We start from the raw sequence: 16,602 nt of genomic DNA, 5'->3' as shown, positions 1-16,602 counted from the left end.
GTCAAGCTGGGGTTGATTATTTGAAGGCCTTGAAGGTGATGAGGGTATAGGTGTCGCGGATGCCGGGAATGGTCTGGATGCGGTGGGAGACGAACTGGCCGACGTCCTCATCCTCCTTCAGGTAGAACTTCACCAACAGGTCCCAACCCCCTGCCGTGGAATAGATTTCCGACGCGATTTCGGCATCGGCGATGGCGGTGGCCACGTCATAGGACTTGCCGAGCTCGCATTTGATCTGGACGAAGAAGGCACGCATGGGAGGCTCCGGTCAGGGTGTTGTGTCGAGTACGGGGGGCAGCAGGGTTCTGGGATCGACCTCGACATAGCGGCCGTCGACCCACTTGAACCACGCGATGGCGGGGTTCGCAAGGTCGCCCCGCGCGTCGAAGCTGACGGGGCCCACCGTCGTGTCGAAGCGGTTGCCGCCGCGCAGCCATTCGGCAAGCCTGGTGCTGTCGAGCGTGCCCGTCGCCTCCACCGCGGCAGCGAGCGCCTGGACGGCGGCATAGGCATAGAGCGTGAAGCCCTCCGGGTTCTGGTCTGCCGCACGCAGGCGCTGGACGAGGCCCTGGGCGGCGGGGAACTTGCGGGCGTCATAGGTGAAGGTGGACAGCGTGCCGTTGGCGGCGTCCTTCGCCTGGTTGCCATAGTCCTCGGTGACGAGGCTGTCGCCCGACACGATCTGGGCCTGGGAGCCCGCAGCGCGCAGCGCCTGGGCGATGAGGCCGCCCTCGACATAGGAGCCCGCGAGATAGACCACGCCCGCGCCGGACTCCGCCACCTGTTTGGCAAGCGAGCCGAAATCCTTGGCGCCGGCCTTGAAACTGAGCTGCAGGGCAGGGGTGACGCCCCTCTGCTGCAGGGCTGCCGTGAACCGGTTGGCAAGCGCCGTGAAGGCCGCCGTCTGGTCGCTGACCACCGCCAACTTCCGTCCGGCGAACCTGTCCGTGACGAGGGCCGCGGCGGCCACGGCCTGCGCATCGTCGCGCGGCACGAGGCGGATGACGTTCCAGCCGCCCTCGTCGGTGAATTTGGGGTTGGTCGAGGCCGGGCTGATCTGGAGGATGCCGGCCTTCTGGTAGACCTTGGAGGCCGGGATTGAGGCGCCGGAGCAATAATGGCCGATCACCGCCTTGACGCCCGCCGAGACGAAGGAGGTGGCGGCGTCGATCGCCTTGCGCGGATCGCAGCCGTCATCTGCGAATTGCACGGCGAGCTTCTCGCCCTTGATGCCGCCGGTGGCGTTGAGGTCCTCGACCGCCGCCTGCACCCCGCGGCGCAGCTGCTCGCCCAAACCTGCATAGGGTCCGGAGAGCGGGGCCGCCGCGCCGATCAGGATATCGGCCAGGGCGGGAGGCGCGCTCAGCAGCAGGGGCAGCAGGAGGAGGGTGAGACGGGCTGTGGTCATCATGGTCCTTCGGTTAACCGGAGTATCGGGTTTTCACCGTCAGCGCGCAAGAAAAGACCCGCGCACCGGGGCGCGCGGGTCTCATGTCTCTCACCCGCGCCAGCCTTGCGGCGGGCACGCGGATCAAGAGCCGGTTACTTCATGTCAGGAACTTCAGCGTAGTTGCCGTCCTTGAAGTTGTACCAGACGTAGACCGGGTTCACGATGTCGCCCTTCTTGTCGAGGGTGATGTCGCCCAGCACGGTCTTGGTCGGATTGCCGGCGCGCAGCCACTCGGCAATCTTCTGGTTGTCGTTCGACTTCACCGCCTCGGCTGCCTGCTTGTACATTTGGAAGGCGGCATAGGTGTAGAGGGTGTAGCCTTCCGGATCGTAGCCGGCCTTCTTGAACTCATCGACGATCGCCTTGGCTTCCGGAATGTTGCGGGGCTCGGGCGCGAAGGTGAAGAACATGTTCTGGGCGGCGGGGCCGGCGATCGTCCAGAGCTCGACGTTGTTCATCGAGTCGCCCGAGAACATCTTGGCGTTGAGGCCCTGTTCGCCCATCTGCTTCAGGATGAGGCCGGCTTCCGGATGATAGCCGCCGAAGTAGACGGCATCGACACCGGCGTCCTTGAGCTTCGACACCAGGGCGGAATAGTCCTTCTCGCCGGCGTTGATCGACTCGTTGAGCGCTTCGGTGAGGCCAGCCGCGTTCAGCGCCTTGCGGGTTTCATCCGCGAGGCCCTTGCCGTAGGCCGACTTGTCGTCGACGATGGCGACCTTCTTGCCGGCGAAGGCCTTGGCGATGTAGGCACCGGCGACCTTGCCTTGGGCGTCGTCGCGGCCGCAGACGCGGGCCACGTTCCAGCCACCCTCATCGGTGAGCTTGGGGTTGGTGGACGCCGGGGTGATCATCAGGATGCCCTCTTCCTCGTAAACCTTCGAAGAGGGGATCGAGGAGCCCGAGCACAGGTGGCCGGCGACGAACTTGACGCCCTTGGAGGCCATCTGGTTGGCGACGTTCACCGCCTGCTTGGGATCGCAGGCGTCGTCGCCGATCTCGAGCACCAGCTTCTCGCCGTTGACGCCGCCCGCCGCGTTGATGTCGGCGACCGCCTTCTTGGCGCCCTGGCTGTACTGCTCGCCAAGAGCGGCGAGCTGGCCCGAGATCGGGCCCACGGTGGCGACCGTGATATCAGCCAGCGCCGAGCCGGCGCTGAGGGCTGCGGCAAAGCCAATGGCGACGCCAGTCAAGAGGAATTTCTTCATTACTGTCTCCCTGATAGAATTTAGGCGTTCTGTTTTCGTGGAGCGTTCCACGCGAAGTGACGGACCACGGGCCGTCATCTTAGCCGCCATATTTGCGCAAACACGGCGTCTTGGAAAGGGGGTAAATGATTGTTAACCTTTGGTCTTCCAGCCGAGCGGACCGGCGGTTTCATACAGCCACGGATATTGCCTGACCATCTTGCTGGCAATCGTCATACGGTAGCCCAGCATGCAAAAGGCGAGCAGGATTACGAAATCGACGAGAAAATACTGGAGCGAAGCCAGTTCTTCGCCGAACAGCGCGAAATGCAGGAAGCGCAGGCCCATGGTCAGCGGCACCATGGCGAGGATGGGCATCCAGACCGGACGCCACTTTGACGCCAGGCCGCGGCCAGCCAGGAAGGCCGCTCCGCCGCCGCCGATCAGGGTGAGGATGATGAAGATCCAGATGTTTTGTTCGCCAACGAGCCACATGGTTCAGTGACCTCCCTCAAGATAGGCGGCGCGGACTTCCGGCTTCGACAGCAGCTCCTTGCCGGTCCCTGACATGGTGATCTTGCCGTTGACCATCACATAGCCGCGATGCGCGAGCTTCAGCGCGTGGAAGGCGTTCTGTTCGACCAGGAACACGGTGAGGCCCTCGGTGCGGTTGAGCTCCTTGATTGCCTCGAAGATCTGCTTGACGATGAGGGGAGCGAGGCCCAGCGACGGCTCGTCCAGCAACAGAAGCCGCGGACGTGACATCAGCGCGCGGGCAATGGCCAGCATCTGCTGCTCGCCGCCCGACAGCGTGCCGCCGCGCTGGCCCTGGCGCTTTTCCAGGATGGGGAACATCTTGAAGGCCCGGGCGAGGTCATCGTCGAAATACTTCGGATCGTTCACCGTGGCGCCCATGTGCAGGTTCTCGAGCACCGTCATGCGCGGGAAGATGCGGCGGCCTTCGGGAGACTGCGATATGCCGAGCTGGGCGATCTTGTGCACGGCCGTCTTGGTGATGTCCTTGCCGTCGAAGGTGATTGAACCCGCGCGGGCGCGCGGAGTGCCGCAGATGGTCATCATCAGGGTGGACTTGCCCGCGCCGTTGGAACCGATGAGGGTGACGATCTCGCCGGCATTGACGTCCATGTCGATGCCCTTCAGCGCCTGGATCTTGCCGTAGAAGGTCTGCACGCCCCGGACCTTCAGAAGCGGTTCGGTCATGCTTGGTCTCCCAGGGCTTCGGCAACCGCCTTGGCGGCCAGCGCGTCCTTTTCTTCCTCTTCCTCGTCGACGCCGAGATAGGCGCGGATGACGGCCGGATCGGTCTTCACATGATGGGGATCGCCGTCAGAGATCTTCTGGCCATAGTCGAGCACCACGATGTGGTCGGAAATGCCCATCACCACGCTCATGTCGTGCTCGATCAACAGAATCGAAACGTCATTCTCGGAACGTATGGCGCGCAGCAGCTTGTTGAGTTCCTCCGACTCGCGCGGGTTAAGGCCTGCCGCCGGTTCGTCGAGGCAGAGCAGGCGTGGCTCGGTGCACATGGCGCGCGCGATTTCGAGGCGGCGCTGGTCGCCATAGGGCAGGTCGCCCGCCGGATCGTCCGCGCGGTCGATGAGCCTCACCTTCTCAAGCCACGACTTGGCGAGATCGATCGCCGCCTTTTCGGCGCGGCGGTAGCGGCCGCTGCCGAGTACGCCGGCAATGGTGTAGCCCGACGCCAGCATCAGCTTGTTGTGCTGGGCGACCATGAGATTTTCCAGCACCGTCATGCCGGAGAACAGGCGGATGTTCTGGAAGGTGCGGGCCACGCGCGCATGCTGCGAGATCCGGAAGTCGTCCATGCGCTCGAGCAGAAATTCCATCCCGTCGGCATGGCGAAGCGCAATCTTTCCCCCGGTCGGCTTGTAAAAGCCGGTGATGCAGTTGAACACCGTGGTCTTGCCAGCGCCATTGGGGCCGATCAGCGCGGTGATCTCGTTGGGGTAGGCTTCGAAGGACAGATCCGAGATGGCGGTGAGGCCGCCGAAACGCATCGTCACGTGCTCGACGGAAAGCACCGGGGTCTTGGTCGCGGTTGCCATGTCAGCCGTGTCCTTCCTTGACGAGATCGCCCGAAACGGCCTTGCGCTCCTTGAGGAAAACGGTCGGCTGCCTTCGTGTCACGAAGCCCCGTGGCCGGAAGCGCATCATCAGCACCATGGCAAGGCCCACCGCCAGCATGCGGAAGTGCACGGGGTCGGTGCCCTCGGGCAGATAGTTCTCGAACACCGACAATTCGCGGAACAGCTCGAAGGACCCCATGATGGCGATCGCTGCGAAGACGATGCCGATCTGCGAACCCAGGCCGCCCAGCACCACGATGGCAAGGATGATGGCACTCTCGATGAAGACGAAACTTTCAGGGCTGACGAAGCCCTGGCGGGTGGCAAAGAAACAGCCCGCGAAGCCGCCGAACATGGCGCCGATGGCGAAGGCAGTGAGCTTGGTGTTCGTGGTGTTGATGCCGAGCGAGCGGCACGCGATCTCGTCCTCGCGCAGCGCCTCCCAGGCCCGCCCGATAGGCAGCCGGCGCAGACGGTTGGTGACGAAATAGGTGAGCAGCGCCAGCGCCAGGATGACGTAATAAAGAAAGACGAAGTAATGGATGCGGTTGAACTCGATGCCGAAGAAGTCCGAGAAGCTCCCCTCACCCCGCGCGAAGGGCAGGCCAAAGAAGGTGGCCTTCGGCACCGTGATGCCCTGCGGGCCGTTGGTGAAGCTGAACCAGTTAATCAGCACCAGGCGGATGATCTCGCCGAAGGCCAGCGTCACGATGGCGAGGTAGTCGCCCCTCAGGCGCAGCACCGGGAAGCCGAGGATCACCCCCCACAGCGCGGCCAGCAGGCCGGCAACCGGCAGCGTGATATAAAAAGCCCAGGGCACGACGCCGTCGCCGAACCAGTAGGGGAAATAGACGGTCGAAAGCAGTGCATAGGCATAAGCGCCCACCGCGTAGAAGGCGACGTAGCCCAGGTCGAGAAGGCCGGCGAGGCCCACCACGATGTTCAACCCCCAGGCCAGCATGATGTAGGTCAGGATATAGATGCCGAGGTCGATGGGGCGGCGCTCGAAGTTGAAGATAAGGGGCAGGAACACCGCAAAGGCGACGAGCACCGGGAAAACCCAAGGCCCGATTTTCTCCGGCAGCGTGGCCTTGGCAGTCCCTGCGGGCTTGGCCGCCGCGGTGACGGGCGAGGGCGCCCGGTTCCACACGAAGAGGTGCAGCGCCAGACGCGTGGCGAGGATCAGCGCCAGCACAGCGAAAACTTCGGTCCAACGCGACACCAGCACCAGCGAATATTGCGTGATGACCGACTTGTAGGCGACCATCGGCACCATGATCAGCAGCGACACGATAGCCGTGCCGATCAGGTCCTTTATGATGGCACTCCAGTCGTAGGCCTGCGCCCTGGGCGCGGAGACGTCTTGCGCAGTCATGATCAGACCTTCTCCACTTCCGGTTTGCCGAGCAGGCCCTGCGGCATGAAGATCAGCACGATGATCAGCACCGTGAAGGCCGCCACATCCTTGTATTCGACGGTGAAGTAGGCCGACCACATGGTTTCGATCAGCCCGATGACGAGGCCGCCCAGCATGGCGCCCGGCAGCGAGCCGATGCCGCCCAGAACCGCGGCGGTGAAGGCCTTGATGCCGGCGAGGAAGCCCACGAAGAAGTCGGTGACGCCGTAATAAAGGAAAAACATCAGGCCGGCGAAGGCCGCAAGTGCGGCGCCCATGATGAAGGTGACGGAGATCGTGCGGTCGACGTCAATGCCGAGGAGGGCCGCCATTTTCTGGTCCTGCTCGCAGGCGCGCTGGGCGCGGCCGAGCGGCGTCTTCTGGATCAGCACCGTGAACACCGCCATCAGGATGAGCGTCGAGACGATGATCAGGATCTGCATGTTGGTGAGGCGAACGATGAACTCACCGGCCTCGGTGACCCGCGTCATGATTTCGTAGCCGCCGGTGACGATGGGCTGGATGGGCTTCGGCCGGCCTTCCTGGTTCACGCGGACGAATTCCTGCAGCACGATAGACATGCCGATGGCGGAAATGAGGGGGGCGAGCCGGAAGGACCCGCGCAGCGGCTTATAGGCCAAGCGCTCGATGGTCCAGTTATAGGCGGCCGCCACGATCATGGCGATGGCCGCCACCAGGATGAGCGCCAGAAGGATCAGCAGGAGCCCGCTGCCCCCCGTGAGCCCGAGGCCGAGGACGACCAGGAATGCGGTGACAGAACCCACCATGAAGACGTCGCCATGGGCGAAGTTGATCATGCCGATGATGCCATAAACCATCGTGTAACCGATGGCGATCAGGCCATAAATCGACCCGAGCGTGATGCCGTTGATCAGCTGCTGGAGAAAATACTCCATGGGCCCCCCTGTATGACTGCCTGCTGGCGCCGGTTTTTTTGGCTGCCGTGGGTTTGTCATAGATGGATCGGTTTTCGAACACAAGCACGTGAGGCCGCGCGCCGGGACAGCCAAGTTCCGCCATGGGTCCTTGCGTTCTATTCCGAGCCGATATATATCGCCTCGTTATATCGGGCTGGCATATATCGGAGCGGAATTGCCATGAACGTCAGGACTCTCTGCCTCGGCGTCCTGTCCTCGGGGGAAGCGTCGGGCTACGAGATCAAGAAGGAGATCGAGGAAGGGCTGTTCAGCCACTTCATCGACGCGAGCTACGGCTCGATCTACCCCGCACTTACCCAACTGGCGGGCGAGGGGCTGGTGACGGTGCGCGCCGAGGAGCAGTCGGGCAAGCCGGACAAGAAGGTCTATGCCATCACGCCCAAGGGCACGGATGCGCTGGCGCGCTCGATTTCGGTGGTGCCGGGGCGCGACAAATACAAATCCGAATTCCTGTTCCAGATGCTGCTGATGGAGTATATCACGCCCGCCATCATGCTGGCGGCGATCGACAAGCAGCTTGCCGATCTGCGCGCCGATCTCGCCCGTATCGACCACTGCGAATGCGCCGAGCAACCCCATGCCGGGGCGCGTTTCGTCGCCAGCTATGGCCGGGCCGTGCTGACGGCCGCGGTCAATGTCCTCATCGAAAAGAAGGCGGAGCTTGCACCGCTCGCCACCCCGCGGGCAGCCGAGTAGAACATCCGGGAAAGTAACACATGATACGCCGTATTCTTTATCTTTTCCTCGTCACCGTTCTGCTCGGCGGCCTCGCCGGAGCGATCGGCTACTATGCCTTCGACTTCAAGCCGAAGATGCTGGCGACCGTTATCCTCGGCGCCCCGCAGCCGCCGGAGACCGTTTCGGCCGAGCCCGCGCGCACCGACACCTGGCAAACGCAGATCGCCGCCATTGGCACCGTGACCGCTTTTCAGGGCATCGACATCACGCCCCAGGTTGGCGGCATCGTCACCGAGATCAATTTCGAGTCCGGCCAGGATGTGAAGAAGGGCCAGCTTCTGGTGAAGCTCGACACCGACACGGAAGAGGCGGACATCCGTTCGATTTCCGCCGAACTCGCCAATAACCAGACCGAGTTGCAGCGCCGCGAGGGTTTGGTGTCCAAGGGCGTTGTCGCCATCACCGAACTGGATGCGCTCCGGACAAAGCAGCGCGTGCTGCAGGCGACGCTGGACCGCAGGCGCGCCGAGGTTGCGCAGAAGTTCATCTACACGCCGTGGAACGGCCGCGTGGGCCTGCGTGATATCGCGGTGGGCAGCTATCTCGCCCCCGGCCAGAAAATCGCCTGGCTGCAGCAGATCGACCCGATCTACGTCGACTTCAATGTAACCGAAGCCGACTATGCCCGCATCAAGGACGGCCAGAAGGTGACGGTCAGCCTCAACGCCTATCCGGACCAGACCTTCACCGGCAAGATCGTGACCACCGATGCGCGGCTGTCGGACATCAACCGCATGATCCTGGTCAGGGCCGAGATCGACAATCCGGACAAGAAGCTGGTGCCCGGCATGTATGCCAATGTGCTGGTGGATGTGGGCGCGGCCGAAAAGGTGGTCACCGTGCCGCAGACCGCCGTCACCTATTCGCTCTATGGCGACAATGTCTTCGTGGTGAACGCCACCAAGGCGAAGGACAAGGACGGCAAGGATGTGGACGAGCTCGTGGTCGAGCGCCGCTTCGTCAAAGCAGGCCCGGTGCGCGGCGGGCGCGTGTCCATCGTCAGCGGCATCAAGGATGGCGACAAGGTCGTCACCGCCGGCCAGAACAAGATCGACCAGGGCAGCAAGGTGGTGATCGACAATTCGATCGCGCTGAAGCTGCAGGACACGGCGACGATCCAGTAGGAACAGGGCGATGCATTTCACCGACATCTTCGTCAAGCGTCCGGTCCTCGCGACGGTCGTCAGCTTGCTCATCCTGCTGGCCGGCCTCCAGGCCGTGTTCAAGCTGCCGATCCGCCAGTTCCCGGAGGTCTCCGACACCAAGATCGAGATCACCACGATCTATCCAGGCGCCAACGCCGACCAGATCAAGGGCTTCATCACCACGCCGCTGCAGCAGGCGGTGGCCTCCACCGAGGGCGTGGACATCATCGAGTCCCGCTCCTCGCAGAATGTCTCGACCATCACGCTGAAGCTGCGGCTGGACGCCAATGCCGACCGGGCGCTGGCCGACGTTCTCTCCAAGGTGAACGAGGTGAAGGGCGTCCTGCCGGAGGAGGCGAACGACCCCGTGGTCAAGCGCACCACCGGGGCGGGCTTCGCGCTGATGTATATCAGCTTCAAGTCGGAGCAGATGTCCGCCCCGCAGATTTCGGATTATCTCGACCGCGTGGTGAAGCCGAAGCTGCAGGCGATCAATGGCGTCGCTTCGGCTGAAATCCTCGGCGGCTCCACCTTCGCAATGCGGGTGTGGCTGAACCCGGAGAAGATGTCGGCGCTGGGCATCACGCCGCTCGACGTGCGCAACGCGCTGGCCGCCAACAACTTCACCACGGCGGCGGGCGAGGTGAAGTCGGATTTCACCCAGCAAAACATCAACGCCCAAACTTCGCTCCAAACGCCGGAACAGTTCGAGCAGCTCGTCGTCGCCACCCGCGGCGACACGGTGATCCGGCTCGGTCAGGTGGCAACCGTCGATCTGGGGCCCGAGAATTACGATACGCGCTCGGCCTTCGACGGGCTCAAGGCGGTGTTCATGGGCATCCAGACCACGCCCGACGCCAACCCGCTCACCGTCATCAGCACGGTGCGCGACACCATGCCGGAGATCCAGCGTCAGCTGCCGTCGGGGCTCGAAGCCAATATCGCCTATGACGCGACGCTGTTCATCAACGCCTCGATCTGGGAAGTCGGCAAGACGCTGCTGGAAGCCAGCGTGATCGTCATTGTCGTCATCTTCCTGTTCCTTGGGTCCATCCGCTCGACCATCATCCCGGTGGTGACCATCCCGCTCTCGCTCATCGGCGTGGCGCTGGTGCTGGTGGCGCTGGGCTATTCGATCAATCTCCTGACGCTGCTCGCGCTGGTGCTGGCCATCGGCCTCGTCGTCGACGACGCCATCGTGGTGGTCGAAAACATTCACCGCCACATCGAGGAGGGAATGACACCCTTCGATGCCGCAATCCGCGGCGCGCGCGAGATCACCGGCCCCGTCATCGCCATGACCATCACGCTGGCGGCGGTCTATGCGCCCATCGGCTTCACCTCCGGCCTCACCGGCGCGCTGTTCCGCGAATTCGCCTTCACGCTGGCGGGTGCTGTCATCGTGTCGGGCGTCATCGCCCTCACACTCTCGCCGATGATGACGTCGAAGATGCTGAAGCCGCACGCGAAGCTGTCGTGGTTCGGCAGGCTCGTCGAGCGCGTCTTCGGCGGCTTGCAGCGTTTCTACCACCGCCGTCTCGACGGCGCCATCAAGCAGCGCTCGGTCTTCGCCTGGGTCGCGGTGCTGACCATCGTGCTGTCGGGCGTGCTCTACAATGCGCTGGGCCGCGAGCTTGCGCCGGCGGAGGACCAGGGCGTGCTCTTTGCCTTCGTCAATGCGCCGGAGCACACCAACCTCGACTATCTCACCACCTACACCGACGACCTGACAAGGATCATGATGGCGGTGCCGGAGCGTCAGAACCTCTTCGCCATCGACGGCTTTCCCAACACGCATCAGTCTTTCATGGGCCTGATCCTGAAGCCGTGGGACGAACGGTCACGCACCGACCTCACTGTGCTGGGCGAGCTCCAGCCGAAGTTCAAGAGCGTTTCGGGCGTCAATATCTTCGCCACTGCGCCGTCTGCCATCCCGATCGGCGCGGGCGATTTGCCGATCGAGTTCGTGCTCACCTATCCTGGAGACTACACGCGGCTGGCGGATACGCTCGACAAGCTGAAGACGGAGGCCAACAAGTCCGGCCTCTTCATCTTCACCAACGCCGACCTGCGCTTCCAGACGCCACAGGTGGAGCTGGTGGTGGACAAGGACCGCGCCAACCGCCTGGGCGTCACCATGCAGGATGTCGGCGCCACGCTGGCAACGCTGCTGGGCGGTAACAATGTCAACCGTTTCACGGTGGATGGCCGCAGCTATCAGGTGATCCCGCAAGTGCCGCGCACCGAGCGATCCTCGGTCGGCCAGATCCTGGATTTCCGTGTGCGCGCGGCGGACGGGCAGATGGTGCCGCTCTCGGCCTTCACCGAGGTCTCGAAGACGGTTCAGCCCAACGGGCTCGCCACCTTCCAGCAGCTCAACTCCGCCATGTTGCAGGGTGTGCCGTTCCCTGGCCGCACCATCGGCGAGGGCATCGCCTTCCTCAAGCAAAAGGCGGAAGAGATCATGCCGCAGGGCATGTCCTATGACTTTAAGGGCGAGAGCCGCCAATTCGTGAAGGAAGGCAACACGCTGACCGTCACCTTCGCGGTGGCGCTGCTGCTGATCTATCTGGTGCTCGCCGCGCAGTTCGAAAGCTTCCGCGACCCCTTCATCATCCTCATCGGCCTTCCCGCCACGGTGTTCGGCGCCTTGTTCGTGCTGTTCATCCTTGGCGAGATCAATGGCGCGATGATGAACAACCCACCGGTCAACTTAGGCTCCGGCACGATCAACATCTATACGCAGATCGGACTCGTCACGCTCATCGGCCTCATCGCCAAGCACGGCATCCTGATGGTGGAGTTCGCCAACAAGCTCCAGGAGACCAAGGGCTACGACAAGGACACGGCCATCAAGGAAGCGGCCGCCACACGCTTGAGGCCCATTCTGATGACGACGGCCGCCATGGTCATCGGCGTCACCCCTCTGCTTGTTGCCAATGGCGCGGGCGCCAGGAGCCGCTTCGACATCGGCGTGGTCATTGCCGCGGGCATGACCATCGGCACGCTGTTCACGCTGTTCATCACTCCGGCGATTTATTCCTTCGTGGCGCGCGACCGCCGCCACATGCACGACCGCGAGAACGCGTCCGACGTGCTCTCCCCGCTTGTGGACCGGCCCGCCAATGACATGCGGCCCGTGCCGAAGGCGGCTGAATAGGGCAAGTCCCACTCCAAACACCCATAGTGGACGGGAATGTCCCGGCCATCTTGCATATTGGATAGGCCTTGCATATTGGATAGGCCTGACATTCTTCAGTGAACTGCTGCAGGATTGAGGTGCGCAGGGACCGATGGCCATCGGTCCCTGCGCGGACGGGTGGGGCCGCCGGGCATCTTGGTGTTAAGCACCGCAAAAAAGCCTGGCCCACCCGTTCTCCGGCGCTTGTCCTCAACAGATGTCAGGGAGGTCGTCCCGTATGCAAGGTCAGGAAGCTACCGAAGTCTCGTCAGGCCAGAAGTCTAACATTGGCATCGACGTCAGCAAACACTGGCTCGATGTCCATGTCCTGCCCTCCCTGCAGGTGTTCCGGGTCCCCAATGATGCGCAGGGCCATCGCCGGCTCAAGCGGCACATTGCCGGCCTCGAAATAGCCTGCGTGGCGCTCGAGCCCACCGGCAAGTGGCACCGTGCGCTCTGTCGCAGCCTCATCGCCGCAGGGCTTCCGGTCATGGTCACCGATCCAGCCCGCGTGCGCATGTTCGCCAAGATCACAGGCCTGCTCGCCAAGACCGATCGGCTCGATGCCGCCGTGCTTGCCGCCTTCGCCGCCACGATGGGTGCGGCTGCCCGCCCATTGCCCTCGGAAGCCATTGACGCCATTGCAGAACTCATCACCGCCCGTGACGGCGCGGTGGCCGAACTGGTGCGCCTCAAGAACCAGCAACACGCCGCCTGCGACCGCTTCCTCAAGCGCCAGCTCCTGAAGCGGATCAGGGCTGCCGAGAAGGTGATCGAAAACCTCGACGCGGAAATCCAGCGGCGCATCAAGGCTGACCCCGCACTCGCCGCACGGCAGGCCATCCTGTGCTCCATCCCCGGCATTGGCGAGGTCACGGCAGCCCTGGCCATTGCCAAGCTCCCCGAACTGGGCAGCCTCAGCGACAAGGAGATTGCCATGCTCGCAGGCCTTGCTCCCATCGCAGACCAGTCCGGAAAGCGCGATGGGCAACGTCGCGTGCAAGGCGGCAGGCCGTGCCTCGCCCGCGGCTTCTATATCGCGTCACTTTCGGCCGTCCGCTGCAATCCCACGCTCAAGGCCTTCTATAGGCGCCTCAGGCTCGCAAAGAAACCTCCGAAATGCGCACTCATCGCCGTCGCCCGCAAGCTTCTGCTCCTCGCAAACACCCTTATTGCTCAAAACAGAATGTGGCTCCCAACCGCTCCAAAACCCGCTTGACCGGAACACAGATGGCTTTCTTGGTGCAGCGCATTTTCTTATTGTCACTCTGGCTTTCGCCGGCATGACGGCCGGCATGGGGAATTCGGAAAGCGCTTCAGGCCAGCGACCCCAGCGCCTCCTGCAACCGCGCCATGGCCTTGCCGATTTCCGCCTCGCTGCAGGCGAAGGAGAGGCGGATCGAGCCCGGCGCGCCGAAGGCGGAGCCGGGCACGGTGGCCACCGCATGCGCCTCCAGCAGCCAGTCGCACAGCGCGTCGGTGGTGTCGAGAACATGGTTCCCGGCCTTCCTGCCGAGCAGGCCCGAGACATCCGGGAACGCATAGAAGGTGGCTGGGATGTTGCCCATCCTCACGCCGGGAATGGTATTGAGCCCGCCTTGCATCATGTCTCGGCGCAATTGGTATTCCTTGCGCATGCGTTCGACCGCGTCGCGCGGGCCTTCCAGTGCCGCGATCGCCGCCCGCTGCACGAACTGGTTGGCGCCGGCGCTTATAGCGCTCTGCATGCGCGCCATGGCCTTGGCGATGGGCTCCGGCGCTGCGGCATAGCCCAGCCGCCAGCCGGTCATGGCGAAGCCCTTGGAGAAGCCGTTCACCGTGATCGTGCGCTCTCGCATGCCGGGCAGTGCACCGAAGGACTGCATCTCGCCGTCGAAAATGATGTATTCGTAGATTTCGTCCGACATCACCATCAACTGCGGGTGCTGGCGCACCACCTCCGCCAGTTCCTCGAGTTCAGGCTTGCTCCACACCGCCCCGGAAGGGTTGGATGGCGAGTTCAGTACGATGAGCTTGGTCCGGGGCGTGATCGCCGCGGCGATGCGGCTGGCGGGCACCTTGTAGCCTTCGTCCACCCCCGCCTGCAGCACCACCGGCGTGCCGCCGCAGAAGCGCACGGTGATCTCGTAGGACACCCAGAAGGGCGCGAGCATGATTGCCTCGTCGCCCGGCTCGATGATCGACAGCATGGCATTGGCGATCGCCTGCTTCGCGCCATTGGCGAGCACGATCTCGCCCGCCGAATAGTCGAGCCCGTTCTCGGTCCAGAGCTTCTTCGATAGCGCCGTGCGCAGCTCAGGGATCCCCATCACCGGCGAATAATGGGTGAAACCCTTGCGCATCGCCTCGGTGGCGGCGGCCTGGATGTTGCCGGGCGTGTCGAAATCGGGCTCGCCCAGCGTCATGCTCACCACGTCCACGCCCGTTCCGCGAAGCTCGCGGGCACGTTGCGACATGCGGATGATGGCACCCTCATCGGCGGTCTTCGAACGGGAAGCGAGCAGGGCTGAGGGATCGAACTGTGTCATGCACTCCCTATACGTCAGCGCGCTTGCCCGGTCGAGGGATGGCGGGCATAAGGCGGCCATGCAGAAACATGGCTTTGGCTTGATTCTCCTCGTGACGGCGCTTGGCCTTGCGGCTTGCGGCGACAGCGGCGTGCGCGTAACGCGCGACAAGCCTGCGGATCAGGTTGTGATGGCGCCGCGCAGCGAGCCGGTTTTCTACAATGGACGGACCTACAAGCTTGACTTCTCGCCCAAAGGGCCGAACCAGTTCGAGATGGCCGTCTCCGGCATGGGCCCGTCGCAGCAGAAGGATGCGGTGGCGGTCGCCACCTCATCGCTCGGTTATTTCGCCTGCCCTGACGGGCAGAAGGGAAAGTTGCTGGCCAACCCGGCCTATACCGGCGGCAAATGGCGCATGCAGGCAAAGTGCGGCTGAGGCTCAGCCCGCGCGCCGGGCGGAGCGGCGATGCGGTGGAGCGGAATGCTCGCGAAGCCAAAGGCGATGAGCCTCGCCGTCTCGAAGATCATCCGAAGCGCCGGTCGATCCAGTCGCGGGTGCGGAAATAGCGCCCGATCCACGGCAGGAACCAGGTGTTGCCAGAATAGAGCGCGTGGTCCGGGAATTCCGGCCGGTCGAAGGCGCAGATGCGGTTCACCTTGCCGGCGATCTTGCGCGCCGTCTGGTGGCCGAGATAGCTCATCATGGCCACGCCCGAGCCGTTGCAGCCCAGCGCATAATGCATGTTGTCGAACGTGCCCATGTGCGGCATCTCGTCGAGCGTGAAGGCCACGTTGCCGGTCCAGGCATGAGTGATCTTCGTTCCTTTCAGCTGCGGGAATCGGTCGGTCATGAAGCCATGAAGAATGGGCGCGGTCTCCACAGGATCGGTGTGGCCGAACTTGGCGCGGCCACCGAAGATCAGCCGCTTGCCGTCAGGCGACATGCGGTAATAGGTGAGCACGCGCCGCGTGTCGGCGAAGGAGCGGTTCTTCGGGCTGATGGTTCTGGCCAGATCGGGAGAAAGTTCCTCGGTGGCGATGATGTAGGAGCCGACGGGCACCACGCGCCGCTTCAACTCCGGCGTCACGCCGCCCGTATAGCCATTGGTGGCGATGATCACGTCACCGGCTTCGATGGCGCCGCGCGGCGTGTCCACCCGCCAGCCGGAACCGGTCTGCGTCAGTTTCGTTGCGGGCGTCTTCGAGGCGATGGGAATGTTGCGCTGCTGGCAGAGATCGAGCAGGCCCTTGAAGAACAGGGCAGGGTGCAGGTGCGCCGCACGCCCCACCACCATGCCGCCGCGGTAATAGTCGGAGCCTATTTCCTCGCGCTGCTTCTCCGGCGGTACGAGATAGGCTTCCGAACTGGCGGTCTCGTTCAGCAGCTCCACCTTGTGCCCCATGCCGTCATAATGGCTCTTGCACCAGGCGCCGAGGAAATAGCCCGCGCGGCGCCAGCCGCACTCGATCTTCTCGCGCGCGATCAGGTTCTCGACGTGGGCGAAGGCGTCCGCCGCATCGTGGAGGAAGGGCGCAGCCTCGTCATCGCTCATCGCCTTGGCCATATAGCGCTTGCCGACATTGACGCCGCCCGACACCATGCCGCCATTGCGTGACGACCCGCCGAAGCCCGGTTCATTGGCGTCGAGCACGATGCAATCGAGCCCCTCGCGGTTCAGTTCAAGCGCCGCATTGAGCCCGGCATAGCCCGCACCCACGACAACCACGCGGGCCCGTTCCGGCAGCGTCACCTCCGGCAGGGGTTTCGGCTCATGGGCCTCCCACCAGAAGGGGCGGGGCTTGAAGTCCTTGGTGAAGATCGCGTTGCTCATGTCCGGCAGTTTGCGCGGGGAACGGGTGCGGTGGCAAGCCGCACGCGCGGCAACCCGGCCTTGCCAAGGAGGCTGGGCTGTGGTCCTAAGGCGTCC

15 protein-coding genes are annotated in these 16,602 nt (G+C 63.6%); 5 read left to right on the top strand and 10 right to left on the bottom strand.

Going from position 1 to position 16,602, the window contains the following annotated elements; all coding sequences use genetic code 11:
• Positions 1-16: 16 nt before the first annotated feature.
• The 8 genes from IOC82_RS06310 to IOC82_RS06275 all read right to left on the bottom strand — a co-directional run bounded on the left by IOC82_RS06310 (position 17) and on the right by IOC82_RS06275 (position 7,061).
• A complete protein-coding gene (locus IOC82_RS06310) occupies positions 17-256 on the bottom strand; it encodes an Lrp/AsnC ligand binding domain-containing protein (protein ID WP_290545334.1) in 240 nt (79 codons plus the stop codon).
• Between the two features lie 12 nt (positions 257-268).
• Positions 269-1,411 carry a branched-chain amino acid ABC transporter substrate-binding protein gene (locus tag IOC82_RS06305; protein WP_290545333.1) on the bottom strand — a complete coding sequence of 381 codons (1,143 nt, stop codon included), beginning with the start codon at positions 1,409-1,411 and terminating at the stop codon, positions 269-271.
• A gap of 131 nt (positions 1,412-1,542) precedes the next feature.
• The gene (locus IOC82_RS06300) at positions 1,543-2,658 is read right to left on the bottom strand and encodes a branched-chain amino acid ABC transporter substrate-binding protein (RefSeq protein ID WP_290545332.1); all 1,116 of its coding nucleotides are present in this window, start codon (positions 2,656-2,658) and stop codon (positions 1,543-1,545) included.
• Positions 2,659-2,790: 132 nt separating this feature from the next.
• Positions 2,791-3,132 carry a DUF6867 family protein gene (locus IOC82_RS06295; protein ID WP_290545331.1) on the bottom strand — a complete coding sequence of 114 codons (342 nt, stop codon included), beginning with the start codon at positions 3,130-3,132 and terminating at the stop codon, positions 2,791-2,793.
• A 3-nt stretch (positions 3,133-3,135) separates the two neighbouring features.
• Complete coding sequence (locus tag IOC82_RS06290; protein ID WP_290545330.1) at positions 3,136-3,858, bottom strand: ABC transporter ATP-binding protein; 723 nt, start codon at positions 3,856-3,858, stop codon at positions 3,136-3,138.
• Complete coding sequence (locus tag IOC82_RS06285) at positions 3,855-4,727, bottom strand: ABC transporter ATP-binding protein (RefSeq protein ID WP_290545329.1); 873 nt, start codon at positions 4,725-4,727, stop codon at positions 3,855-3,857. Before IOC82_RS06285 ends, IOC82_RS06290 begins: the two co-directional genes overlap by 4 nt.
• A gap of 1 nt (position 4,728) precedes the next feature.
• Positions 4,729-6,123, bottom strand: coding sequence for a high-affinity branched-chain amino acid ABC transporter permease LivM (gene livM, locus IOC82_RS06280; RefSeq protein WP_290545328.1), 1,395 nt, complete (start codon positions 6,121-6,123; stop codon positions 4,729-4,731).
• A 2-nt stretch (positions 6,124-6,125) separates the two neighbouring features.
• On the bottom strand, positions 6,126-7,061 hold the full coding sequence (locus IOC82_RS06275) for a branched-chain amino acid ABC transporter permease LivH (RefSeq protein ID WP_290545327.1): 936 nt from the start codon (positions 7,059-7,061) through the stop codon (positions 6,126-6,128).
• 201 nt (positions 7,062-7,262) lie between these two features.
• On the opposite strand from IOC82_RS06275, the gene IOC82_RS06270 reads away from it, so the two are divergent.
• From IOC82_RS06270 to IOC82_RS06255, 4 genes are all read left to right on the top strand, one after another.
• On the top strand, positions 7,263-7,799 hold the full coding sequence (locus IOC82_RS06270) for a PadR family transcriptional regulator (protein ID WP_290545326.1): 537 nt from the start codon (positions 7,263-7,265) through the stop codon (positions 7,797-7,799).
• Between the two features lie 20 nt (positions 7,800-7,819).
• Entirely contained in the window at positions 7,820-8,965 is a 1,146-nt protein-coding gene (locus IOC82_RS06265) for an efflux RND transporter periplasmic adaptor subunit (RefSeq protein ID WP_290545325.1), read from the top strand.
• A 10-nt stretch (positions 8,966-8,975) separates the two neighbouring features.
• Entirely contained in the window at positions 8,976-12,146 is a 3,171-nt protein-coding gene (locus IOC82_RS06260) for an efflux RND transporter permease subunit (RefSeq protein ID WP_290545324.1), read from the top strand.
• Positions 12,147-12,405: 259 nt separating this feature from the next.
• On the top strand, positions 12,406-13,386 hold the full coding sequence (locus IOC82_RS06255; protein ID WP_290545323.1) for an IS110 family transposase: 981 nt from the start codon (positions 12,406-12,408) through the stop codon (positions 13,384-13,386).
• Positions 13,387-13,483: 97 nt separating this feature from the next.
• Here IOC82_RS06255 and IOC82_RS06250 read toward each other — a convergent pair whose 3' ends face one another.
• Positions 13,484-14,695, bottom strand: coding sequence for a pyridoxal phosphate-dependent aminotransferase (locus tag IOC82_RS06250; protein ID WP_290545322.1), 1,212 nt, complete (start codon positions 14,693-14,695; stop codon positions 13,484-13,486).
• A 58-nt stretch (positions 14,696-14,753) separates the two neighbouring features.
• Between IOC82_RS06250 and IOC82_RS06245 the strand changes: the two genes are divergently transcribed.
• Complete coding sequence (locus IOC82_RS06245; RefSeq protein WP_290545321.1) at positions 14,754-15,110, top strand: hypothetical protein; 357 nt, start codon at positions 14,754-14,756, stop codon at positions 15,108-15,110.
• A gap of 88 nt (positions 15,111-15,198) precedes the next feature.
• Here IOC82_RS06245 and IOC82_RS06240 read toward each other — a convergent pair whose 3' ends face one another.
• Positions 15,199-16,506 (bottom strand): FAD-binding oxidoreductase, encoded by a 1,308-nt coding sequence (locus tag IOC82_RS06240; protein ID WP_290545320.1) that lies wholly within the window; start codon positions 16,504-16,506, stop codon positions 15,199-15,201.
• Between the last annotated feature and the right edge of the window lie 96 nt (positions 16,507-16,602).

The organism is Aestuariivirga sp., assembly GCF_020252395.1.
Lineage (GTDB): Bacteria > Pseudomonadota > Alphaproteobacteria > Rhizobiales > Aestuariivirgaceae > Aestuariivirga.
The sequence above is the reverse complement of the archived record's forward strand: the minus strand, read 5'-3'. Positions and strand labels throughout refer to the sequence as shown.